Annotated in this window: 18 protein-coding genes; all 18 read left to right on the top strand. The window is 47.7% G+C overall.

The genetic code is table 11. The features are described 5' to 3' along the window. Positions 1–10 precede the first annotated feature (10 nt). Positions 11–2,050 (top strand): DUF5693 family protein, encoded by a 2,040-nt coding sequence (locus ACZYR9_RS18940; protein ID WP_488980021.1) that lies wholly within the window; start codon positions 11–13, stop codon positions 2,048–2,050. Beyond that, positions 2,026–3,147 (top strand): polysaccharide pyruvyl transferase CsaB, encoded by a 1,122-nt coding sequence (csaB, locus tag ACZYR9_RS18935; protein ID WP_488980020.1) that lies wholly within the window; start codon positions 2,026–2,028, stop codon positions 3,145–3,147. The genes ACZYR9_RS18940 and csaB overlap by 25 nt, the downstream gene beginning before the upstream one ends. After that, positions 3,147–3,890 carry a WecB/TagA/CpsF family glycosyltransferase gene (locus ACZYR9_RS18930; RefSeq protein WP_488980019.1) on the top strand — a complete coding sequence of 248 codons (744 nt, stop codon included), beginning with the start codon at positions 3,147–3,149 and terminating at the stop codon, positions 3,888–3,890. Before csaB ends, ACZYR9_RS18930 begins: the two co-directional genes overlap by 1 nt. Before the next feature lie 128 nt (positions 3,891–4,018). Next, complete coding sequence (locus ACZYR9_RS18925) at positions 4,019–5,137, top strand: glycosyltransferase family 4 protein (protein WP_488980018.1); 1,119 nt, start codon at positions 4,019–4,021, stop codon at positions 5,135–5,137. A 247-nt stretch (positions 5,138–5,384) separates the two neighbouring features. Next, complete coding sequence (locus ACZYR9_RS18920; RefSeq protein WP_488980070.1) at positions 5,385–9,149, top strand: S-layer homology domain-containing protein; 3,765 nt, start codon at positions 5,385–5,387, stop codon at positions 9,147–9,149. A 449-nt stretch (positions 9,150–9,598) separates the two neighbouring features. Further along, positions 9,599–12,763 (top strand): S-layer homology domain-containing protein, encoded by a 3,165-nt coding sequence (locus ACZYR9_RS18915; RefSeq protein ID WP_488980017.1) that lies wholly within the window; start codon positions 9,599–9,601, stop codon positions 12,761–12,763. Positions 12,764–12,864: 101 nt separating this feature from the next. Beyond that, on the top strand, positions 12,865–13,458 hold the full coding sequence (locus ACZYR9_RS18910; RefSeq protein WP_488980016.1) for a hypothetical protein: 594 nt from the start codon (positions 12,865–12,867) through the stop codon (positions 13,456–13,458). 88 nt (positions 13,459–13,546) lie between these two features. Continuing rightward, positions 13,547–13,819, top strand: a complete 273-nt coding sequence (locus ACZYR9_RS18905; protein ID WP_488980069.1) for an alpha/beta-type small acid-soluble spore protein — start codon at positions 13,547–13,549, stop codon at positions 13,817–13,819. 180 nt (positions 13,820–13,999) lie between these two features. Next, complete coding sequence (metK, locus tag ACZYR9_RS18900) at positions 14,000–15,205, top strand: methionine adenosyltransferase (protein WP_488980015.1); 1,206 nt, start codon at positions 14,000–14,002, stop codon at positions 15,203–15,205. A 157-nt stretch (positions 15,206–15,362) separates the two neighbouring features. Further along, the gene (locus tag ACZYR9_RS18895) at positions 15,363–17,990 is read left to right on the top strand and encodes a stalk domain-containing protein (protein ID WP_488980014.1); all 2,628 of its coding nucleotides are present in this window, start codon (positions 15,363–15,365) and stop codon (positions 17,988–17,990) included. Between the two features lie 88 nt (positions 17,991–18,078). Beyond that, positions 18,079–19,233 carry a sensor histidine kinase gene (locus tag ACZYR9_RS18890; protein WP_488980013.1) on the top strand — a complete coding sequence of 385 codons (1,155 nt, stop codon included), beginning with the start codon at positions 18,079–18,081 and terminating at the stop codon, positions 19,231–19,233. A gap of 4 nt (positions 19,234–19,237) precedes the next feature. Continuing rightward, positions 19,238–19,960 (top strand): response regulator, encoded by a 723-nt coding sequence (locus ACZYR9_RS18885; protein ID WP_488980012.1) that lies wholly within the window; start codon positions 19,238–19,240, stop codon positions 19,958–19,960. A gap of 90 nt (positions 19,961–20,050) precedes the next feature. Beyond that, positions 20,051–20,449: a hypothetical protein gene (locus tag ACZYR9_RS18880; RefSeq protein ID WP_488980011.1), complete on the top strand. Its 399-nt coding sequence runs from the start codon at positions 20,051–20,053 to the stop codon at positions 20,447–20,449. A 26-nt stretch (positions 20,450–20,475) separates the two neighbouring features. Next, positions 20,476–22,374 (top strand): ATP-dependent helicase ComFA, encoded by a 1,899-nt coding sequence (locus ACZYR9_RS18875; RefSeq protein WP_488980010.1) that lies wholly within the window; start codon positions 20,476–20,478, stop codon positions 22,372–22,374. A gap of 22 nt (positions 22,375–22,396) precedes the next feature. Next, a complete protein-coding gene (locus ACZYR9_RS18870; protein WP_488980068.1) occupies positions 22,397–23,152 on the top strand; it encodes a ComFC family protein in 756 nt (251 codons plus the stop codon). Between the two features lie 281 nt (positions 23,153–23,433). Continuing rightward, complete coding sequence (locus tag ACZYR9_RS18865; RefSeq protein WP_488980009.1) at positions 23,434–23,682, top strand: hypothetical protein; 249 nt, start codon at positions 23,434–23,436, stop codon at positions 23,680–23,682. A 96-nt stretch (positions 23,683–23,778) separates the two neighbouring features. After that, positions 23,779–24,048 (top strand): flagellar biosynthesis anti-sigma factor FlgM, encoded by a 270-nt coding sequence (flgM, locus tag ACZYR9_RS18860; RefSeq protein ID WP_488980008.1) that lies wholly within the window; start codon positions 23,779–23,781, stop codon positions 24,046–24,048. A 15-nt stretch (positions 24,049–24,063) separates the two neighbouring features. Then, a complete protein-coding gene (locus ACZYR9_RS18855; protein ID WP_488980007.1) occupies positions 24,064–24,567 on the top strand; it encodes a flagellar protein FlgN in 504 nt (167 codons plus the stop codon). Positions 24,568–24,571: the final 4 nt, after the last annotated feature.

The raw sequence follows: 24,571 nt of genomic DNA, 5'->3' as shown, positions 1-24,571 counted from the left end.
GGAAAGGTACATGAAGTGGAATCAATTGGTGTTGAAAGGACTGTGGTGGCTGGTTATCCTTGGGATGCTGGCCTCCATTCCCATCGTTTATCAGCGTCATCAAACGGAGCAGCAATCCGGACGCAAGGTAGAGTTTGTCATGGACTATCGCGACTTGCTCGAAATTTCCGACACCCAGACGGACCCGCGTAAATTCGTGAATGACCAGCTTCTCAAGCTGAAGCAGCATGGCGTGGGAAGTATGGCGGTATATGAAGCGACTTTGAGTGAGCTGAAGCTCAGCCGCCGGATTGAGGCGCTTTCCTCTCGCGACGCCGCTGCGCTCATGCAAGCTCCGTTTTCTACAGGTGAGAACTTTACGTATATTTTGTTTACGGAGGCGGGTTCGCAGAGCCGGCTTCAGCCGCTGATCGAGCGAACATTCTCTGATTTGGGTGTGAGGACCAGACCGTGGAGCTTCAAGAATCAGCCTGGCATGATCATTGAAATGGCAATGGATGAGGCGCTGCTCAAAACCATGGATCCCGACCCTATTACGCTTCAAATGCTCAAGGATGAGGGTTTTTCCATTGTCGTTCGCATGTCCAACCGCCGTCCTTTTGATACAAACCGTATGGATGCTCTGCTTGCGGAGCTGAGGAAGCTAGGCGTTAAGCGGTTTATTGTGGACGGTGAAACCGTGCCTGGATTTATCAGCGAGAAGGACACAACGAATTTGGACAAGATGGGCGAGCTGATGCGCAAGCACGGGATAGGGCTTGCCGCCATCGAACTGCAAAAGACGGAGCAAAAGGGCTTTGCCGGCTTGGCCAAACGAATCCATCATAATGTAGTAAGACTTCATTCTTTTACGGAGACCGATGCTCAGAAGCTGACGGAGAATTTGTCCGAGGAAGAATTGAATGGGCGTATACAGGGCGTAGCGGACCGGTTTGTTCTTGCGGTGAAGGACCGTAACATCCGGATGGTATTCCTGAATGCCCGTGCTGTAAAAAATCTGGACAAAGGCCAAATTTTGTACCCGCTTGATTCGATCTATGCCGCTTTAGACGGTTCTGACGGCGCCATTGGGCGCATTCAAGCAGCGGGCTATACCATGGGACAGGCGCAAGCCTTCCAATATGTATACTCTGAGTGGCAAAATGCCGCAAAGGTTCTGGTGTGGGCAGGGAGCGTCGCTTTGATTGCACTCACGATCGCTTTTTTTGTGCCTGAGCTGGCCTTGGCTTTGTTTATACTCGGTATGTTAGGCTCCGCAGGATTACTTGTGCTTAGCACCAGCCTATTTGCGCAGGCCTTGGCTTTGGGTGCCGGAACCTGTGCGCCGACACTTGCGATTATGATGGCCATCCGTGCCTGCCGGGAAAAGCGGGAACGGCCGGAAGGGTCGAGAATCGGTTTTGCCCTGATTCTGCTCCTGCGAACGACGTTGGTTTCCGCCATCGGAATTCTCTTTATTGTAAGTATGCTGAATCAGATCACCTATATGCTGGTCCTGCAGCAGTTCCGTGGAGTCAGCGTGCTGCACTTGGCTCCGATCGTATTGGCAGGCGCGTATTGGCTGCTGTTTAGCGAGAAAATGACTTACAAGGAGCGCATCGATCGCGGTCGCAGCATTCTAACCTCAAACATTAGTGTACTTTGGGTCATTGCAGCCGCGGTGATCGCAGCTGCAGGCTTTTATTATTTGTCCCGGACGGGGAATGAGGGGCAAGCTTCCGCACTGGAGAGATATTTCCGGTCCTTCTTGGAAAACACGCTGGGTGTTCGCCCGCGGACGAAGGAATTCCTGATTTCACACCCGCTGTTTTTACTCGGAGCCTATCTCAGCTATAAATACCGGAGCGGGCTGCTGTTGATTCTGGCCGGTGTGATTGGACAAGCTTCCGTAGTCGATACGTTCGCTCATCTGCATACACCGCTGATGATTTCATCCATTCGCGTCGTATACGGTCTGGCTTTCGGAGCATTGATCGGAATTGGTTTTATTGCACTGTGGGAAATTGTGGCAAGGAGTTGGCAACGGTGGAGACCTCGGTTAAACGTATAGCGATATCAGGTTATTACGGATTCAACAATAGCGGTGACGAGGCTGTGCTTCAATCGATTCTGCTGGCTCTACAGGAACAAGGAGAACGACAGGGCGTAACTTTTGTCCCTGTCGTTTTGTCCGTGAATCCGGAGGAGACGTCCCGGACGTATGGAGTGGAAGCCGTTCACCGGATGAAGCCCAAGGAGGTTTGGCGGGCATTACGGAACGCCGATGGGCTGATCAGCGGCGGCGGAAGCTTGCTGCAGGATGAGACGAGCCCCAAGACGATTCCTTACTATATTGCCGTCATGCGTTTGGCGCAGTGGATGGGCAAGCCTGTATTTGTTTACTCCCAGGGGATCGGGCCGGTGCATCGCAAGTTCTTTTTTGGATGGATTCGATCGGCCTTTCAGCGAAGCTCGTTTGTTACGGTAAGGGATGAGGAATCCAAAGCCTTGCTGGGCAGGATGGGAATATCGCCGTCGGATGTGGAAGTGGTGCCGGACCCGGTAATGGGCCTGCCTATGCGCGGGCAACCCACACAAACGTCAGGAGATGAAGCGAAACCTGTTATTGGGGTTTCCGTCCGGTTTTGGAATGAGGACCGTTCCGAGCTTAAGGCGGTGGCGAAGGCTCTTCAGCTCGTACTGGATAAAACCGATGCGGTGGTCCGCTTTCTTCCGTTCCATCTCCCTTCAGACGAGAAAGCTTCTTTGTATGTGATGGAGCAGATGGGGGGAATCTACAAAGAGCGGCTTACGGTTGCGCACAATGTTACTCATCCCCAGGATATGCTGGCGGAGGTGGCGGCTTGTCAGGCTCTGCTAGGGATGCGGCTTCACTCTCTGATCTACGCAGCCAGCCAATACGTTCCTGTGATCGGGCTTTCTTATGACCCAAAGATCGATCAGTTTTTGAACCGACTCGACATGAAATCGGCCAGCAGCACCAAGCAGCCCCGAGCCGAAGATTTGGCTCAAGAAGCGTTGGGAATGCTTGTTCAAGGAGCTTCATGGAAACGGGATAAGGGACAGGCGATCGAAAGGCTGAAGATCGCAGCCGGTCGTCCGGCTGAGCGTATTGCATCATTTTTTGCTAAAGGACGGGGGATGTAGTGAGTTTTCCCAAAGTAACCATTTTTGGTGTACCCATTTCGAAAATGAACATGAGCGATACGGTAGCATATTTAAGTCAGGTCATCGCTCGACGCGAGCCGCATCAGATTATTACGGCTAATCCGATTATGGTCATGACCGCGCTTGAGCATCCGGATTATATGAAGATGATGAAAGAAGCGGAGTTGGTCGTCCCCGACGGCGCGGGCGTGGTTTGGGCTTCCGGCTATGTCGGCAATCCGGTCGCTGAACGCGTAGCAGGGTTCGATCTGATTCAAGAATTGATGAAAGCGGGCGAAAAGCAGGACTGGAAAGTATACCTGGTCGGCGCTTCCCCTGAAGTTATTGAAGCCGCGGCGGCCCGTTTGCAGGACTTGTATCCGGGAATCAAGCTTGTAGGTTTCAGGGACGGTTTTTTTGGTGAAAAAGAAGACACCGAGGTCATTGAGGCTATTCGTGCCGCGGCACCGGATATTTTGTTGGTAGGCCGGTCGGCGGACAAACAAGAGCCATGGATTGCCAAATATAAGAATCAGTTGGCCGTACCTGTCATGATGGGTGTCGGAGGAAGCTTTGACGTATTGTCGGGAAAATTAAAGCGTGCTCCGGTGCTGTTCCAAAAGTTGAGACTGGAATGGTTCTATCGGCTGCTGCAAGAGCCTTGGCGGTATAAAAGAATGCTTGTGCTGCCGAAATTCGCAATGAAAGTCGTCCGTGAAAAAGAAAATGTGCAGAAACCTTAACCAGAACTGTGAAAACAACCTGAAAACCACCTAAACGGCACAAAATTGGCAGTGGTATTTCCAATGTCATCAGAGTATAATTTGGAGTGTTTGGGGTTTTCATAGAAAAAGGGGCTGTGAACATACACATGAATTTGTTATACGGAATCGGCTTTTTCGCTGCATTAATCATCGCGCTGCTTATGACGCCGCTAGTGAAACGCTTTGCTTTCTGGGTCGGGGCCGTTGATGCGCCGAATCACCGCAAGGTACATAGCCGTATTATGCCGCGATTGGGCGGACTGGCCATATTTGTTGCATTTATTGGTGCTTATTTTGTGATTTCACCGGCTATCGATTCGTTAAAGAATGACGTCGTATTCGGCTTGCTGGTCGGAGGTGCGATCGTTGTCCTGATCGGCGCGTTTGACGACCGCTTTGACTTATCGCCGAAAATTAAGCTGCTGGGTCAAATATTGGCTGCCTGCGTCGTTGTTTATTCGGGTGTGACGATCGAGCTCGTCAATGTGCCGTTTGGGGACGGAGCCATCTCTCTATCGTGGCTATCCGTACCGTTGACGATCTTCTGGATCGTAGGCGTAACCAATGCCATCAATCTGATTGACGGGCTGGATGGCTTATCTGCCGGAGTATCGGGTATTGCGACAACGACCATCCTGGTGCTTGCTTTAATGATGGGAAATACAACGGTGGTTCTGCTATGTGTGGCCCTACTGGGCAGTATCGCAGGCTTCCTGTTCTACAACTTCCACCCGGCAAAAATTTTCATGGGCGACTCCGGCGCACTGTTTCTCGGCTTCTGCTTGGCTACGTTATCCGTACTTGGCTTTAAACAAGCCACGGTGGTCTCCTTGCTTGTTCCAATCATGATTTTGGGCGTGCCGCTATCCGATACCTTCTTCGCTATCCTGCGGCGTTGGGTGAACAATCTGCCGATTTCGGTTGCGGACAAAAGCCATCTGCACCATTGTCTTTTGCAGCTTGGCTTCAGCCATCGTACTACGGTATTGATCATTTACGGCATTGCCCTTGTATTCGGATCTTCAGCGGTTTTGCTATCCTATATGTCAGAGCAGCAAACGCTTTGGGGAGCGGTGATTCTCGTTGCCGTGCTGCTTTGCATTTTGATTCTCGGAGCGGAAGCCATCGGCATTATCAGCAAGACGAAAAAACCGGTGCTTAAATTTTTAAATAAAGTCCGTATGAAGACTATGCAGCTGAGCGATCGCTCGCGTGTATCGAAATAAGAATAATCGACATAGAAATCCCAGGCCATAACGGTCTGGGATTTTCCGTGTTTCAGTTTTTTGTACCCCATCTATAACATTATTGTTTTTTCAAGCCGATAACAAAGATACATACTGCTGTTTGGGAATGTTTATCACTCATGCATGTCCTCAATAAAAAGGAGGTATATCAAGAGAAGAAACAAGGTAGCTCATTCCCGTCGATAACCCATTTATCATACATAAGGAGGAAAACCTGTTGAAACAAATGAAGAACCGATTCATCAGTATCTTTGTTATCATGGCTATGCTGGCTTCGATGATGATCCCGCTGACCGTTGCCGCTGCGACAAACTTGAAGGTTAAAGGCTTCAGCACTTCTGCAAGCGCCCCTACGCCGGTAACCAGCGAATATGTGGATATCACCGTGGAAGTGGACAATATTGACGATTCGGAAATTTCAAGTATTTATTATGAAATTGAGAATTTGAGCACGAATCCCGGTGCGCCGGTAGAAAACAGAACCAACAAAGGGATTAGAAGCCCGAATTCGAATTACGAAATTATTTTTAGTAATGTACGATTGACGGAAGGGACAAATAAAATCACGTTCTACACGGGAGACGTAAGCCGACTCGCTTCTCAGCCAGCTTATATCACATTTACTCCTACGACAAACATTACGGATTTGAGATTTAATCAGGTTCCTTTGGATGACAATGCGATGTATCCGCAGGATCCTACCCAAACAGCCTATACCATTACAGGTAAATCGCCGAATGCGACGACCGTACAGGGATACTTGTTGGGACAATCCAATCCGATTACCGCATATCGCAGCAACAACGGAGACTTTACCTTCATCCCTAGCCGTAATAGCGACTTCAATATGCAGGCGGGGGACAATATATTTAAAATTGTTGCGAGTAACAATACGAATTCGTATACACTGACACGGCATTTTGTTTTTAATGACGGCGGTCCTTTTTTGTACGAAGGAGCCATTCAATCGACTACCGCAGGTGCACCGGTCCAAAAGCTGATTAACGATCCTTTACCTCAAGTGGACCAACTGTCGGCTTATTTGACTGGAAAAATGAAAGTTGACTTGGAACCGGGATCCACTACGGTAACCAAGTATGTGTATGCCGAAATTCAAGTGGTGGGCGGATCGAAGACTACCGTTCATTTCACAGGGCCGTCGGCGCTGACTACACTTTCGACCACCTCCTATTATAAGATATTTGATCTGGGATCCGTTGATCTGGCGTTAGCAGCGAATCGGAAGCAAACCATTATTGTCACTTTCTATACCGGTACCGGTCTGATCGGTCAGGTGCCCAAGCAAACGTTTCATTTTAACTATTTTGACCCGACTGCCCCTTATGTCACCAAGGTGAACAAGATTCTGGGCAATGATGCTTTGGGAGTGCCCATTGAAGTATCGCTGAATGAGAACGGCGGAAATGAAATCAATGAGCTTCCTTCGGAATTTTTCGCGTACACGACTAACGTCGATCCTGCCACAGGAACGGTGGTGGCTAATGTAGCGGGCTCAGCTGCCACATTCACTGCAGCACACGTTGCTACTGTAGGCAATGAGGAAAAGTGGAAGTTCCAAATTAGCGGAATAAGGGACGGAAATTCGACATTAAGTGTCGTTCCTGACGGGGACAGCAACGGGCGAATGGATTTTCCAATCACGATCACCAGCACGCCTTATTTAATTCCAATTAACTTCCATAATAATATGATGATTAAAAACGCGGCGCTGGATACGCCGGCATGTACCGTTGGGGGTACGCCGGGCACCGCTTGTTTGCAAGCGCGCGTGATGAATCTGCCTTCGTCCGAATATCCGAATATTAAGGTAACCGTGAACGGCAGAACGGCTAATTTAGCCGCAGCTGATTTCCCTAACAACGATTCAACGATGATGCTTGATTTAGGAGCGGCACGAACCTGGACTCCGGCTCTGCCTGCAGGGGAAGCTTTAATTGTTGAGGGAAGAAATTCGGTAAAATTCAGTCTGAGCCTTAACGGAACAGTCGTGACAACGGCACAGTATGAAATTTTCAAGTTCACGCTGCCTACTCCTGCCTTTATAGGGGACATTTTGCCTAACCCGTTGGATAAATTCACAAAAGCTCAGACACCGGATAAATATGTTACGAATGCTTCCGAGGTATCTTTTGTGGGACGGTTCACGAATGCGGATACGATTCGAATGAATGTGCGCAAGACAGATGCCCAAGGGAACCCTGTTCTGACTTTTGATGCTCGTTCAGGTCCCGGCTGGGGCTATCCCAGTTCCCCGGCTAGCGGACAGGTCCAATATTTAAATATCAATACCTCCACCGGCGGCTTCACAACGAATCCCGTTTCACTTCCGTTTAACGGCGACGTGGTTTTTGAATTCTTGATTTCGAATAATACGGGAATTACCGAGACGCGGACGATTACGATATCCCGTGAGCCGGTGCCGTACCGGGTTATTTTACCTAACCTGATTCAGGTCGGTAACCAGCAGCAAGCAAACATCAACGGCAATTTTGTTGATATTAAATTAGAGGCTGAAAATGCGGACAGTGTTACGTTCGGAAAAAATGATGTGGTCCGGAGCAAAATTGATCCAGCGGATAACAAGCCCTACTTTTATTATCGTTACCAAAATTTAAAAACAGGTAAAAACACGATTAACTTTACTGTTACACGGGGAACGGAGCAGACAAACGGCAGTTTTGTGGTGAACAATGTGAACACTTCCATTGAGGGCGCTCAAATGCTGATGCCGCTTCAAAACAAGTACCAGCTGTTTCAAGGCGACTTGGTGCTGACATTCCCTAAAGACACGAAACTGATGCGTAACGAGTCATCCGCTCAGCAGCAATATTTGACAGGTGATCGCAAGCTTTTCTTCGGAATAGCCAATACGAAGGACGGAAGAGTGAGCAAAGATTATGCCAGTGACGCCAGTGCCAGCTTCTTCCTGGAGGAGCCGACCCGGAAATTCAGACCGGTCAGCCAATTGTATTGGATCAATGCGGGCTATATCAATCAGAACGATTATACGGATACGGATAAGCTGAAGGAAGCGTTGACGGGTACCGGACAAGATCCATACAATGTGGATATCAATTCGAGCAATGTGCGTTTTTACCAAAAAAGCACTATAAACGATATGAAGGATATGGTTGTGCCTTCCAAGCGCGGTGAGCTGACACTGAAATACGATGACAGCATCCGTGAAGATTCCTGGAAGTATGTGACGGTGTATCAAATGGATGTCTTTGAAGACTACAGGGGCATGACCACGTTGGCGTGGAAAAATATCGGCGGTGTCGTTGATCCGAAGAAAAATACGATAACGGTGCCTATCGATCACTTCGGATATTTCCAGGTCATGTATATGTACGACAGCTTTAATGATATTACAAGCCATGAGTGGGGCAGAGACACCCTGGACACGTTATACTCCAAGGGATATATGAATAACAAATCGCCGGCTTTGTTTGTCCCTAACGAGGCGATTACTCGCGGGGAATTCGCAACGGTGCTGGTCAAAGCCTTTGATCTGCCTTTGAACTATAGCGGTACTCAAACGTTCAGGGATGTTCCGGCCATGGGCAACTCCAACTCTTTGTATGATTACAAATACATTGAGACGGCGGCTAGAGCCGGGATCGTTAGAGGCAACGCGGGAGGCTTGTTTAACCCCGGCGGGGCCATCACGCGTCAGGATGCGGCTGTGATGATTGCAAGGGCTGCAGAGCTCAAGGTATCTTCTGATACGGCAAAGTCGATCGCAGCTTTGCAAAAGCAATTTACAGATGGTTCCGAAATTGATTTTTACGCTGCACCATCGGTTGAGGCGGTTACCAAGGCGGGGCTAATCCAAGGGATTGAAAACGTGCTTCTTACAGGACAAAAGAAAGCGACCTACCGTTTCGACCCTAGGCAAAACTTTACACGGGTTCAGGCGGCTGCAGTATTGGAGCGCGTACTGAAACAGCAAAAAAAGCTTCCTAAATAAATGATTAAGCCGCCAACATCATAGGTGAATGACCATGAGTTGACGGCTTTTATTTAGCAGTCGATATGGAAAATTGTTCGTAATGACGAGTGTAGGATATAGTTGTATACTAAATTTGTTAAACGGGCGATACAACGGGATAGACAAGTTGCTATACGCTGGAACACCGCTGTATATCTGTAAAAAAACTTAAAAAAGTTTTTTCAGAAAGCGCAACTTTTTTACAAACGGTGCGTTTAATACAGTGTAATAAACAACAATAACTTGAAGAGTTAACCCTTTGGATAAATTTCTCAAAATTAACTCTTTACCTTGGTAGCGTGTCGGTGTATAATGTTAAATGGCATGCGACTCTCTATTATTGTTTACTAGTTTCTGCAAATTATACATTGCAGACATAACTAATAAAAATCATTTCGCTCAACTCTGGGAAGGGGGTGAATCGGCTAATGAGGGAATCGAGCTATAATTTATCTACAAATAACTCTCAACAACCGAAAGATATTCGAGGAGGAGAAAAAAAGGTTATGAAGAAAAGTTTATCTGCTATTTTATCCCTGGCTGTGGCATTCTCGATGTTTTCTTCCGTAGCTATGGGCGCAGAAGCTGCTAAAGATTCGTCCAGCTTCAGCGATCTGAAAGATCTCGATGCAGCTACTAAAGCTAAATTCGATGCAATGATTTCTGCTGGTGTATTTGAAGGTGTAAGCGACGGCGTATTTGGTCTTAACGACAAAATGAACCGCGCTCAATTCGCGAAGGTTGCCGCTTTGATCTTCAATTTGAATGTTAACACTTCCCTGACAACTTCCACTTTCTCCGATGTTCAAGCTGACGATCCGGCTAACGGCTACGCTCTTCCTTACATCGAAGCTCTGAAAGCTGCTGGTTTGACTGACGGTTATGCGCCTGGTCAATATAACCCAGCTGGTGAAGTAACGAAGCAAGAGCTTGCTACATTCTTGATCCGTGGATTGGGTCTTGACGCTCAAGCTCAAGCAACTCCTGGCGTAAGCGACCAAACGGTTTCCGACTGGGCTAAAGGTTATGTTGCTCTTGCAATCGAGAAAGGTGTCTTGTCTAGCGGTGCAGACGGCACATTCGGCGGTACTTCCGCTGCAACTCGCGACCTGCTGGTTCTTGGCGCTTATGAAGCTCAACAACAATTCAAAAACCTCAACAAGCCTGAGAAGGCATCTGTTGCTTCTGCAAAAGCAGTAGGCGTTCAGAAAGTTGAAGTTAAATTGGACAGAGACGTTGACACTGATAAAGCTACCCTGACTTTGAAAAAGGGGTCGGCAAATATCGGTACAACTGTAGCGTGGTCTGAAGACAAAACTACAGCTACGTTGACTCTGACTGACGCTAAAATTTCCGCTGGCGAGTACAGCGTAACTTTGGGCGGTCTGGATGCAGCAGCAGTTGACAAAACCGTTGCTAGCTTCACAGCTGAAAACGAGAAGCTGACGTCGATTGACTTCTTGACTACTAGCGATACCATTGCATATGCAGACGCTGTTGTCCTTAAGTTGGCTGCTAAGAACCAGTACGGCGAAAATGCTTCTTATTCCGCAGGTTCTTACAGTGTTTACACTGCAGGTGCTACCTTCACTAAAATCACCAAAAATGATGAAGGCCAATTGTTGCTGACATTGGATACTAAAACCAGTGACACTACTCAAAGTGTATCTGTTATTCCAGTAACGATCGTAAATAACGATCAATACTTGACAGTTACTAAAAACTTCAAACTGGGTGTTGCTCCAATCCTCACTAAATTGGAATTGGGTGAAGCTCAATACTCTAACCCTAACAATGCAATCTCCGGTAAAGGCGACAACGCTAAATTTGATCTGAATCTTTTCGATCAATATGGCGGCCAAATTACTTACGATTCTCCTGATTTCAATAATGGTGCAAACCTCAATGTCATTTGGAATCAGTATGTAGGAACAAACTCCGCTGGCAACTCTGTTATCACAACTGATGTTGAAGATAACGGACAAAACATTCCAAGATTGAAAGTTTCTTTGAATGAGAATGTTGATAAATCCGCTGAGTACACGTTCACTGTAACAAATCAAGCAGCTACTGCAACAGGTAAAGTGAAAATCCAATCTACTAAGATTGCTACTAAAGTAGAGCTTGGCGATTTCAATGATGTAATTGCTGCTGGTGATAAAGATGTTTATATTCCGCTTGTAGCATATGATGCTGAAGGCAATCGCCTGAGCGTTGATGATTTGACAAGTGATGTTAACGTCGACAGAATCAAGCTGAGCATCTCCGGCGTTGCTGCTGGTGACTATGAAATCAAAACTTCCGGTGCTAACAAGGGCTCTATTCACCTGAAAAACATCAGCAAAGCAGCTAAAGGTGCGGTTTCTGTAACTGCTGTAATCGCAACTGCAAATGCTAACAGCACGGTTACAAGAACTTACACTATCGCTGATGTTCGTGTACCTGATAGAATTAAAGAAGTTAGCGCACCTGCAAAAGCAGCTGTAGCCGGCGCATTCAGCAGCTTCCAATATGTTATCCTTGACCAATACGGTAAGCAAATGGATTACAACCTGGAAAGCACTGGAAACGGTAATGCGGCAAATGATGGTGAGGGAACTGTAACTTATTCCGTCTATGTTTCCCTTTCTGGTAACGATGCATTCCAAGTAACCAGAGACGAAGACGGTCAAGCTCCAATTGTTACTACTGCACAAGGAACAGAGTACAAAGGTTCCAATGAGTGGGATGCTAACTCCTTCAAAAAGTTCAACGAAGGCTTTAGAGTTGTTGCTACAGGATCTGAAGGTCAAAGCAGCAAATTGCGTATTTCCTTGCGTAAAACAACAACAACAGGCGCTAACCCTGGTACTGTAGAGATTGCATCCACAACTAAGGATCTCAGCATCTCTCAGGCTGGCGAAGATTTCACTTACACGCTGAACCCTATCGGTGATCTCTACTATGCAATTGATAGTAAGCTTACTGCTGCACCTGCAGCTGGTGCAATGAAAGACAACTTGTTCAAAAAGCGTGTTAACTTCACAGTTAAGAATGCAGCTGGCGACACTGTAGCCATTCCTGACAATTTCATTAAGTCCATTACGTCTTCCAACCAAGTTGCTGCTGTGGCTGAGATCTCCTCGAATAACAAGGCTTATGTACTTGGTAACAAAGTGGGAACTTCCACTATTACCGTAAGCTATGTTAACCAAAAAGGTGAAACAAAAACAGCATCGACAACAGTTAATGTTAAGAACGAAGCTGTTACCATCAACAAAATGGTTGCTAACAACAGCAAGGTATTGGTTAACTCTGGAACGCAAAACATTGTTGATCAATTCTACAATGCTGCATCCCCATCTTTAACCAAAGGCTTGATGAACCTTAAAGTTTGGGATCAGTATGGTGTAAGCTATGATGGCTTAACACTTAAAAATAACTACAATCTTCTCGGCATTATCTTCTCTGTAGAGAATGTTGTAGGTACAGGTACAGTTACTGTTAATGATGACGGCTCCGTTACTATTCCAGCAACTGTAACACAGTTCGACCTTGTTGCTACTGCTCCAAACGGAACATCTGTAACAACAGAAGTTAACGTAACTCCTTAAGCTAGTACAACAGTTTTATGAAAAAGAAGACCCTTTGTGGTCTTCTTTTTTTATAGCAAAGAAATGTTATTGAAATTAAACATCGTTAGGAGAGTGGGTTTGTGTTTTCATCATGGCGTAAGGCTACTATTATAACATCAATTCTGTTTATCTCATCCTTAGGACTAGTTTATGCAGACACAAACTCTGGCAATGTACAGCCTGGGTCTGTTGATGATCCGATCATTACGAAAAGCTATTTTGACCAAAATATCCAAAGTAAAATCGCGGATGAGCTGACTAAGCAAACCTTCAATGAAGAAAAGGTCAGACAGATCATTGCTTCGGAATTAGCTAAAACCGTAACGACACCTTCTCCTGGAACTGGCAGCACTACGCAGCCTTCCGTATCCAATTCAGGCCTTACCGTTATCAAACTGGGGCAGGGCCAAAGTCTGTACGGTGGTGAAGGAACCGAGTTCATCGTTCGTACAGGCAAAGTTGTTGCATTTAGTTCCACCGCGGACGGGATTGCCGACGTAACGGCCGGTAAAGATATTACTGCGGGAGCAAGTGTTGAACTTAACCATCTGCTGATTGTCCCTCGTGAAGGTCGCGGGATTAAGCCTGATCCTAAATTCAAACAAGATATTTACGTCATGGTACGCGGCAGTTATTTATTGACTAATGCGGATGGCTCCAAGGTTACACCATAATTTTACCCGAATCTCCAATCATTCATACGTTTGCTCGACTACATAACGGAGACACTATAAGTACATCCCGAAATAGGAGGTACTCATGATGGCCAAGAATAATAACAAGAAAGTGGTGCCGGAGAGCGGACAGGCGTTGGATGTGATGAAATATGAGATCGCTGCGGAGCTGGGCCTTCCGGTAGGAAAGCAAGCAGCCCAAATGAATGTCGAATTTGCTGCAGAATTAGGAGAGGTTCCATCGTACGCGGCAAAGGAAGATTATTGGGGACATATTGCATCAAGAGATGCCGGTGCGGTTGGAGGCACGATTACTGCCCGGTTGATTAAAAAAGCGGAAGAAATGATGCTTAGCTTGTAATCGTGACACCCTTGTTAATAATTAGTGGAACTTATCATAATTTATTGACACACTTAGACAAATCCAGTAACATACTATAAAGAAGGTAACAGCCAAAGAAACCTTTTCCAAGCGGAAAAGGTTGATTTTTTGTATGTGTACTTATGTATTTATGAATACTAGCTTTAGGAGGTTATTCTTATGTCTAATCCAGTGGGTCGCCGCTTATTTACATCAGAGTCGGTTACAGAAGGTCATCCCGATAAAATTTGCGATCAAATTTCAGACTCTGTATTGGATGCATTCTTGGCCAATGATCCGAATGCCCGTGTAGCATGCGAAGTATCGGTGGCTACAGGTCTTGTCCTCGTCATTGGTGAAATCAGCAGCCGCTCGGAATACGTCGATATTCAAGCCATCGCACGTCAAGCGATTAAAGATATCGGATATACACGTGCCAAATTTGGCTTTGACTCCCAAACATGTGCGGTTCTGGTTTCTTTGAACGAGCAGTCTCCTGACATTGCACAGGGCGTTAACAAGGCGCTTGAAGCACGCGAAGGTCAAATGTCCGACGATGAGATTGAAGCGATCGGTGCGGGAGACCAAGGAATGATGTTCGGATTTGCGGTTAACGAAACGCCGGAATTGATGCCGCTGCCGATCTCGCTATCCCACCAGCTTGCCCGCCGTTTGACGGAAGTTCGTAAAAATGGTACGCTTGCCTACCTCCGTCCTGACGGAAAAACACAAGTCACCGTTGAGTACGACGGTCCGACTCCAGTTCGTGTGGATACGATCGTTGTTTCTACGCAGCATGGGGAAGACGTAACCTTGGAGCAAATCCAGGCCGATATTAAAGAGCATGTGATCAAACCGATCGTTCCGGATCATTTGATCGATGCAGACACCAAATATTTTATTAATCCAACGGGCCGCTTTGTTATCGGCGGACCACAAGGGGATGCCGGTTTGACCGGGCGTAAAATCATCGTTGACACCTATGGCGGTTACGCTCGTCATGGCGGCGGCGCATTCTCCGGTAAGGATCCGACAAAGGTTGACCGTTCGGGCGCGTATGCCGCTCGATATGTAGCGAAAAACATTGTTGCCGCAGGCCTTGCAGACAAGTGTGAGGTTCAGCTGGCCTATGCCATCGGCGTAGCCAAGCCGGTATCCATCTCTGTCGATACCTTCGGTACGGGGAAAGTAAGCGAGCAGAAGCTGGTAGAGATCGTTCGCAAGAACTTCGACCTTCGTCCAGCCGGCATTATCAAAATGCTTGACCTGCGCCGTCCGATCTACAAGCAAACGGCAGCATACGGACACTTTGGACGTACGGATGTCGATTTGCCATGGGAGCGTACGGACAAAGCGGAACAGCTGAAAGTGGATGCTCTAAGCTAATGCTCTAACCTATGATCTGTCTAAGCAGGACGATCCGTATATCGGGTCGTCTTTTTTGTTTCTTGTCTTATTTTTTTAATAATTGCTATCGTAACTTTTTAGCTAGTAATAGAGTCTAAAATAAAGGAGAGTGGAAACGAGAGAGGAGAACAAAAGAGTGATTTTGCAAAAGAAATGGCGAAAGTTGTCGTGTGTCGTCCTTGCAGCTTCGTTGCTGCTATCGTCTTGGCCGGGAACAGGCGGGAATGCGGCTTACGCAGCAAGCGAACCGACCGTGACGATGGTGAGCCAGGAAATTTTGACGTCCGGTGCCGTGTTGAAGAAATATGTATGGAAATCGTTACGCAACAAGCAAGAAATTCAAGTCAACGGAAATGTAGTCGAAGTCGATTTGACGAATCCAAATGTGAAGCTGGATGTCATGACGGGTACAGGAAATCAGTTTACGAAGAAACAAACCATACTGGGAATGACCAAGGAAACGAAGGCTGTTGCCGGGATCAATGGTGATTTTTACAATACGCAGGCCGAAGGCGTTCCCATGGGTCCGCAGATTTCCAATGGTCAGCTGATGGCTACTCCGCCTTATCTGCCGGGCTTTTATTCGTTTGCCTTGGATAAGAACAACAAGCCGATTGTGGACTTATTTACTTTTAAAGGATCGATTATCGCCAAGGACGGAGCTTCATATCCGCTTGGCGGCATCAATAAAACGTACTACTGGTTTGAGCCGAGCGGGGAACACAGTCATATCAACGGCATGTTTATGTATACGAATGCATGGGGTCAGATCGACCGCTCTAATGATGGGGTTACCGTGCCGACAGAGGTGCTGGTCCAGAATGGCATCATAAAGCAGATTGCGGTTAACGGAATTATCCGGATGATCGCTCCACAGGACGGTTACATTCTCCGTGCCTCGGGCAAAGCGGCGGATTTTGTCGTTGCACACTTCAAAGAAGGGGATCCGTTGAGAGCTGATTACCAGGTTCTAGCGCAGGATCCGAACAAGAGTTATGACGTCAGTACGTTTAAAATGATGATTGGCGGTCACACTATCATGGTAGATGAGGGCAAGCCTGCCAGCTTCTCTCGTGAAGTGGCAAGTCTTTGCTGCAATCGTTCGCGTACAGCGATAGGGTACTCTCAGGATATGAAAACCGCCTATCTGATTACCGTAGATAATTACGGAGACAGCAAAGGGTTAAGCATGCAGGAGCTGCAGCAGTTTATGATTAAGGTAGGCGTATGGAAAGGACTTAATCTGGACGGCGGCGGATCGACGCAGATGGCCGCGCGCCCGCTGGGGCAGTTTGATCCCGTTCTTGTGAATCAGACGGAGACCGGAGCCCAGCGGCGTGTAGTTAACGGAGTAGGGGTATACTCTACGGCTCCGCAAGGAGAGGTAAAAGAGCTTTTCATTCAAGCCCCGAGTTTTGTGTTCGTGGGAGAGCCGGCTGCATTGAGCTATAAAGCTTATGACGTCTATTATAATCCTGTAGACACGTCTAAATTGCCGGCTCAGTGGAGCGCTGCTGACAATCGAGGAACATTCAAGGATAATATATTCACCGCCACAAAAGCGGGAGTGGCCAAAGTGACGGCTGTTAACGGAAAAGGACAATCGACGGCTGATCTCGAGGTCGCTGGCAGAAGCCAATTGAAAAGCATGACCATTAAAGCGGATAATATGACGCTTACCGAAGGAGAGTCGGTTAAACTGCCTCCGGTTATTGCGACAACCTTGGCTGGCAAGAGCAGAGAAATTCCGCCGCAACTGATCCAATGGGAAGTGCTCGGTATTCAAGGCGAGGCAGCCAATGGAACGTTAAAGGTGAACAGCTTGGCCGGAAGCACGGGAGCCCAGCTCATTGCCAAATATGACGGCTTCAGCACATCCACGGTGATTCCTGTAGGGGTTGACAAGGTGTGGTATGATTTGGACAATTTTGCGGTCATGACCACGTCCAATGTGAAGCCTCAGGAGGTTAAAGCAGGGGTAGCCATTAAACCCGGCGCTAACGGGAACAAGTATTTGGAGCTCAACTATGATTTCTCGCAGGGTACAGGGAACAAATGGGCCTATGCGGCACTGGATACCGGTATCGTGATCGAGGGGCAACCTCAATATATGAAAGTAAAAGTCAACGGTGATGAGAGCCTGAACTGGCTGCGTGCGGAAATACTTGATAATGCAGGTAAGATACATCTGGTAAATTTGGCCCGCAGCATTAATTGGAAGGGATGGAAGCAGGTAACCGCCGATTTGTCGGCGTATCCGATCAGCTATCCGATCCGGGTGAAGAGCATTTATGTCGTGAATGAGGAAATCGGTCAGGATGAGCGGCTCGCCAAGAGCGCGATCGGTCTTGATGATATCACGTTTACGTACAGAGGCGGTTTGGAGAAGCCGTCGTTGAATTCGATTAGCTTAACGATCAATAATAAAGCAGTGACCGTTAACGGGAAATCCATGACGCTGGAGCAAGCCCCGGTGATTGAAAAAGGCAATACTTTGATCCCGATTCGTTTTGTGACGGATGCACTAGGGGGTACGGTACGCTGGGACGATGCAGAACGCAAAGTCACTGTCATCCGCGGCGGCAAAATGATTGATCTATGGATCAACGATACCGACCTCATCGTGAACGGCCAAAGAGTGACGGCAGAGGTGCCGCCGGTCATTATGAATAATTTGACGATGGTGCCGCTGCGCATCTTATCAGAAAATTTAGGCTGGAAAGTCACATGGGATGGGAAGACCCGCCAAGTGACCCTGCAATAATTAGTACTATCAGCTCTCACAATCTTGTGAAATTATGGTACTATATTGCTAGTGCAACTGAGAAAAATGACGAAGGAGCTTTGTCCGGATGTCTGTCGATGTTTTTGACCGCGTCATCAAGAATGCCATTGATGTCATGGAGAACAGCAAATACCAAATTTTCGAGATCTGTGAAAGTGTCCGGGCAGAACGCGAAGCGCTGAACAAAGAGCTGCAAATGGTCATTGAAGAAACAGCGAGAACAATCGATACGGTAGACCGCTTCGAGGTGGAATACCGGCGTTCTCGTGTGCGTTTGACCGAAGTGAGCCGGGATTTCAAGCGATTCAATGAGGAAGACATCCGTACGGCCTATGAAGCGGCTACTCAGCTTCAAGCGCAGTTAGCTATTCATAGGGAGAAGGAACTGCATCTCAAGCTGCGGAGGGACGATCTGCAGAAGCGCCTGAAGAATCTCGATAAGCAGCTTGAACGAGCGGAAGCTCTTGTCTCTCAATTCGGTGTCGTTTTGGAATATTTGACCGGAGATTTGAACCAAGTGACGCGGCTCTTGGAGTCCGCCAAAAATCGGCAGCTTTTGGGCCTTAAAATCATTTTGGCACAGGAAGAGGAACGCAAGCGCATTGCGCGTGAAATCCATGACGGTCTGGCGCAAAATATGGCGAATATGGTGCTGCGGACCGAGATTACAGAGCGCATGCTGGCCAAACACGCTTACAATGCCGTAAAGAATGAATTAGAGGACTTGAAAATTAGTGTCAGGAGCGGGATTGAAGAGGTCCGGAAGATCATCTTCAATCTCCGTCCCATGGCACTGGATGATCTTGGATTAGTGCCGACATTAAGGAAATTTGTGCAGGATTATGAAGAAAAATCAAAAGTCCGCACAAAATTTGAACTGATCGGCAAAGAAATCCGTCTGCCTTCCGGTATGGAGGTTGCGGTATACCGCTTAGTTCAAGAAGCGTTCTCCAATGTGCACAAGCATGCACAAGCCTCATTCGTCACATTGGAGCTGACATTCCAGCAGCAGATGATTAAGCTTACGATTACCGATAACGGGGTCGGATTCATTTCAGACAACATTGATAAGAAAATCACAGACGGAAGTCATTATGGACTTATGGGTATGCGCGAACGCGTAGAACTGCTCGAAGGAAGATTGGATATCCATTCTACCGTAGGGGTGGGAACGAAAGTATCCATGGTCATACCGATTAAGTCAGAATCCAAGGAGGATTAACCATATGGACATGCTGGCCAGCGCTAAACGTCCCATTAAGCTCGTTCTTGCAGACGATCATCAGCTATTTCGCGAAGGGGTAAAACGCATTTTGAACATGGAGAGCGACCTGGAGGTAGTAGGGGAATGCGGAGACGGCATACAGGTTCTTGAATTGTGCAATACACTCCATCCGGATATCGTATTAATGGATATTAATATGCCGCTTGAGAATGGCGTGATGGCTACGGAGAAGCTTAAAGATATTTTTCCGGATATCAAAGTGATCATTCTATCCATTCATGACGATGAAAGCTACGTGTTTGAAACATTACGCAAGGGAGCATCCGGTTATTTGTTGAAGGATATGGAGGCCGAGTCTCTGATAAACGCCATTCGTTCGGTGGTTTCAGGACATGCTTATATCCATCCGAAGGTTACCGGAAAGCTGATTAATCAGCTTCGCCGCATGACGTATCTGGACGAGCAGGGCGTCGCCGCTTCCGGTGTTGCGAAAGAAGCTGATGTGAAATATGTACATATGGACGACAGCCCGTTGACACGCAGGGAAGCCGAAGTGCTGCGTTTGATGGCTGAAGGCAAGAGCAACAAGATGATCGGTGAATTTCTTTATATCAGTGAAAAGACGGTTAAGAACCATGTCAGCAGCATTTTACAAAAAATGGAGGTAGACGACCGTACCCAAGCCGTAATTGTCGCCATAAAGAACGGTTGGGTTACGTTATAAGTGAGCGGGGGCCATCATAGCCTTTGGGTTCGGGAAAGGAACCAACTTCTCTTAAGCCGCATATAATGCTCTTAAGGGAGGGGAGCCGCTATGATGTTAGGCTTGGCTTGGATTTTCGGTTGTTACGCAGCGGGGATTGCGCTTATTCATTGGCTGCATTGGCACTGGAAGCGACGGGGGACTGAACAGGCTGTACACTATATTCTGAAAACTTATAATCATCAGCTTCAGATCGAGTGGTACCTGCGTTCGCTGCACTTTTTTTCCTGGCTCAAAGGCAGAGCAATTACCGTTACCATTGTGGATGAGGGCTCTACTGACGATACATTGACCATTGCCGAAAGGTTAAGACTGGAGCATCACTTGAACATCTGGACGATAGTGGATATGGACTGGGATGAATGGGTTCTGAAGCATCAGGATGAGCAGATGATCGTTATCCGGCTTAACCATAACGAAGAGTTAGGAAACGCTTACAAATATTTATGAGTAATGAAATGGGGATGGAATCATTCATGATGGCTTTGGTCTATGCTTTGTTTTCTCCCAAAGGCTGTTCCTGGCACGTTTCTTTGGATATACGGGCCGACCGCGACCATTGGGTCGGGTTGTACGGCAGCCGATTCAAACTTCGCGTGCTGGAGCCGGCCTTATCGTTTGGACAAGCCATGGAGCTGGTGCGGCATGCATCACAGAGTTCAGCAAGGGGAGAACTGAAGGAGCTGCTGAAAGGCGTCAGAGCGCTTGGAATTACACGGGAAAAGCTGACAAAGTGGCAGCTGCAGGAATGGAAGCCCTCCGTGCTGGAGCGTTCCTCCATGAGCAATCATACGGAAATAAGGTACGTGCTCACGGCAATGGCAACATCGCTGGAGGGGCGTTTTTTGCTTTTGGAGGAGTTCGAGGCATTCATGCAGAGTCAGGTCGATCCGCAATGGGCTGATGCAGCGGGTTATTATTTGCAGAGTGCTTGGCTGCAAGGGCGTATCCTGCTTGAAACCGGTGTGGAAAAACGGAAATCCGGCGAAGGGCTATGGTCCTTGCTGCATGGATCGACAAAAGGACGCTGTAAACGATGCGGCAGCATTGGTATTCAGCGGCATCAAAAGAGAAAAAAAACCGGACCGAAATGGGAAGCAGAGGAACCGGCTTCGGTCATATGGACCGATTGTCCGTATTGCGAAGGTCCTTGTCCTTACTGCGAATCGTGCCTAACGATGGGTCGGGTACGATACTGCACACCTTTGATCCGACCCGGGACTTGGAATGAACAGCGAGAAAAGGACGAATGCGGGCCGGAGCCGGACAGGCATGCTTTATTAAGTCCATGGGGATTAAGTGAGGTGCAAGCGGAAGCAGCAGGGCTGGCATTGGATTTTTTGAAAGCAAATAAGTACCTTTCAAGGAAAAATGAGAATAAAGGATCTACGAAGAAATTTTTAATTTGGGCAGTTACGGGAGCGGGGAAGACGGAGATGATTTTTCCGATGATCCAATACACCCTGGCTTGCGGCGGAAAAGTGGCGATCGCAACACCAAGGCGCGATGTCGTGCTGGAATTGAAGCCGCGGCTGGAGAAGGCTTTTCCGTTAGCCAAGATGGTCACGCTTTACGGGGGAAGCGAGCAGCGATGGGAGGGGGGGGAGCTGACACTGGCGACGACGCACCAATTGATGCGGTTTGACCGGGCCTTCGAGCTTGTGATTGTCGATGAACTGGATGCATACCCTTACCACAATAACCCGCAGCTGCAGTATGCCGCAGAGCGGGTTTGTAAGCCGGACGGTACATATATCCTGCTGTCGGCGACACCGCCGGCAGAACTGCAGCGGGCGGTAAAGAAGGGCACGCTGCCGCATGCCCGAGTCGCCGCGAGGTATCATCGGCATCCTCTTCCGGTGCCTTCTTTAATCTCGTGCCCGGCCTTGCGTCAGACGCTTCAGCAGGGCGGACTGCCTGGCAAGCTAAAGGACAAGCTGCAGGCTTCGCTTGATCGAGGCGCTCAAATTTTCGTTTTCGTGCCGAAAATCGCGATGGTTGAGCCTTTCGCGGAGCTGCTGCGTCAGGTTTTCCATCACGTTAACATCCAAGGCACGTCATCCAAGGACGCTGACCGTGCCGGTAAAGTCACCGACTTTCGTTCAGCAAACATTCGAATGCTGGTGACCACGACGATTTTGGAGCGGGGGGTTACGATACCGAAATCGGATGTTTTTATTTTGGATGCGGATTCTCCTGTTTTTGATGCCGCCGCGCTCGTCCAAATGGCCGGAAGAGCAGGACGATCCGCTCAAGACCCTAGGGGGCTTGTCATTTTTGCTGCTAAAGAAAAGACCCGTTCTCAATCCCAGGCTGTTAAGCACATCGTGGCGATGAACCATCTTGCTCTCAAGAGAGGGTATATTGATGCTTAGGAGGGACTGACGGTTGTTGAAGATGAATCAGGTAATCGAGCGGCTCATCCGTTTCATTGGCCAGACGGAGACGCTGCTTGCCCCCAGAACCTCAACTTGCCTGGTGTGCGGAGGAAAAGAAAACGGAACAAGACGCATACCTGTCTGCCAGCGCTGCTATGAACATATCCCATGGATACATGAAGTCCGATGCGACCGGTGCGGCCGGTACGGGGAATGTCCGGACTGTCCCCGGCGTCAAGATACTTATTTCACCCAGAACCGCAGCGCTGTTCGTTATAACGATCAAATGAAGGAGTGGCTGGCCATCTATAAATACCGGGGGAAAGAATCGCTTGCGAGGGTACTCGGGCCCATGCTGCTGCACGCATATCATTTACATCACAAGGGCAAAACCCGGCCCGATGCGGCCGAGTGGATCACCTACACTCCCCTAAGTAAGCAGCGGTTGGATGAAAGGGGATTTAACCAAGCCGAGCAGCTGGCCAGGGAGCTGGGAAGGTTAACCGGCCTCCCGGTCATTCCTCTGCTGATTAGAATGCGCCACACTGACAAACAAAGCTTTAAAGCCAGAGCCGATCGGCTTGACGATATGGTGGGAGTGTTCGCCCCGGATCTTTCACAGATGGCGCCTATTGTCTCGGCCTGCCGAAAGGGGCGAGTACGTCTTTACCTGGTGGACGATGTGTATACTACCGGAAGTACGCTGAATGAATGCGCACGCACGATCAGGACGGTTTTACCGGTCAGCGTGCATGGGATCAGTTGGGCAAGATAGGAAGAATTGTGAAATACCTCACATTTGTCGAAAAAAGATGTGCATTGTCGTATTTTTTAAGATAAACTATAAAGAAGAGATAGGTCCGAAAGGAGCGGGTTATGATGAGTCTCAATGTGGAAAACTGCAGCCGGTGCGGTAAAGTCTATCTGAAAAATAATTATGGCATGTGTACGAGCTGCATTAAGGATCTGGAAGCAGACTATGAGAAATGTTTAAAGTTTCTTCGGGAGAATCAGAAATGTACAATTCAGGAACTTAGTGATGAAACAGGCGTAGACATGAAGCAGATCGTCAAATTCATCCGTGAAGGACGCATTTCCATTAGAAACAATCCGAATATGACCTATGATTGCGATATATGCGGAGCTCCTATTCGTATAAATAATATATGTGATGACTGCCGGACGCGCTTGGTGAAGGATTTTGATCACCTTCACGAAGATGAGGAACGGAAAAAATCCCGGGAAGAGCTTCAAAAGAGTACCGCCTTCAAAATTAGGGATAGGCTTGAAGATCGCTCAAAATAACTCAATTTCATCTAAACTTTTAAAAACAGCCCACCGATAAAAGTAGTAATACGGAAATCGGTGGGTTTACTATTGCTGTCAATTGAGGTGAGTAAGATGAAGATTAATGGAACGAATCAAGTTAGTTCGCTGAACCAATACAAGAAAAGTCAGGAACAAATACAATCGGCTGCATCCGGGAAGAAGAGCAAGTTGAAGGACCATGTGGAAATTTCCAGTGAAGCAAAGGAGCTGCTCGGGAGTTCCGGTGTAACCCCTACAGAGCGGGAAAGACTTGATGAATTAAAGAATTCGGTGAAAGCGGGTACGTATCATGTCGATGCCCGTACGCTGGCTGAAAAAATATTTCCTTTTTTGAAATCCTAATTGGAGTGAAGAGCCATGTCTTTGGAAGCCTTGTTGCAAACGATGGCGGAGCTGAATGTTGTTCATACCACCTTATTGGATCTTGCAGAGCAAAAAAAGCATGTGCTTATCCATAATGAAGTGGAACAATTAATGCAGATTGTGAACAAAGAAAACAAGCTCCTGAAGCGCATAGGGGAGTTGGACCTGCAGCGGGTGGAGGCGACCGGAGCCTTTTTGATGGAGAAAGGGTATAAACCGAATCCCCGCGTAACGGTCAGCGACTTGACGAAGATCATTTTTAATGCGGACGAGAAAAAGCAGCTGATGGATGCGCAAAAGCAGCTCTTGGCAAACATCCGTAAGCTTAGGGAGCTGAATCAGTTTAATCAACAGCTTGCTGAGCATGCTATAAAATATATTAATTACTCTCTTGACCTGCTTGCCGGTTCACCCGATGATGAAGTGGTTTATCACAATCCGCACCAACAATTGAATTCAAGTATGAAGCCGAACAGGTTATTTGATACGAGGGCATAGAACG

It is taken from the genome of Paenibacillus sp. F024 (genome assembly GCF_057814255.1).
The sequence above is the reverse complement of the archived record's forward strand: the minus strand, read 5'-3'. Positions and strand labels throughout refer to the sequence as shown.

Coding starts and splice junctions, on each gene's coding strand:
- ACZYR9_RS18870 (WP_488980068.1), top strand. CDS start 22,397: ATGAATCAGGTAATCGAGCGGCTCATCCGTTTCATTGGCCAGACGGAG.
- ACZYR9_RS18905 (WP_488980069.1), top strand. CDS start 13,547: ATGGCCAAGAATAATAACAAGAAAGTGGTGCCGGAGAGCGGACAGGCG.
- ACZYR9_RS18875 (WP_488980010.1), top strand. CDS start 20,476: ATGATGGCTTTGGTCTATGCTTTGTTTTCTCCCAAAGGCTGTTCCTGG.
- ACZYR9_RS18890 (WP_488980013.1), top strand. CDS start 18,079: ATGTCTGTCGATGTTTTTGACCGCGTCATCAAGAATGCCATTGATGTC.
- ACZYR9_RS18855 (WP_488980007.1), top strand. CDS start 24,064: ATGTCTTTGGAAGCCTTGTTGCAAACGATGGCGGAGCTGAATGTTGTT.
- ACZYR9_RS18880 (WP_488980011.1), top strand. CDS start 20,051: ATGATGTTAGGCTTGGCTTGGATTTTCGGTTGTTACGCAGCGGGGATT.
- ACZYR9_RS18915 (WP_488980017.1), top strand. CDS start 9,599: ATGAGGGAATCGAGCTATAATTTATCTACAAATAACTCTCAACAACCG.
- ACZYR9_RS18925 (WP_488980018.1), top strand. CDS start 4,019: ATGAATTTGTTATACGGAATCGGCTTTTTCGCTGCATTAATCATCGCG.
- ACZYR9_RS18885 (WP_488980012.1), top strand. CDS start 19,238: ATGGACATGCTGGCCAGCGCTAAACGTCCCATTAAGCTCGTTCTTGCA.
- flgM (WP_488980008.1), top strand. CDS start 23,779: ATGAAGATTAATGGAACGAATCAAGTTAGTTCGCTGAACCAATACAAG.
- ACZYR9_RS18865 (WP_488980009.1), top strand. CDS start 23,434: ATGAAGCAGATCGTCAAATTCATCCGTGAAGGACGCATTTCCATTAGA.
- ACZYR9_RS18920 (WP_488980070.1), top strand. CDS start 5,385: ATGAAGAACCGATTCATCAGTATCTTTGTTATCATGGCTATGCTGGCT.
- metK (WP_488980015.1), top strand. CDS start 14,000: ATGTCTAATCCAGTGGGTCGCCGCTTATTTACATCAGAGTCGGTTACA.
- ACZYR9_RS18940 (WP_488980021.1), top strand. CDS start 11: ATGAAGTGGAATCAATTGGTGTTGAAAGGACTGTGGTGGCTGGTTATC.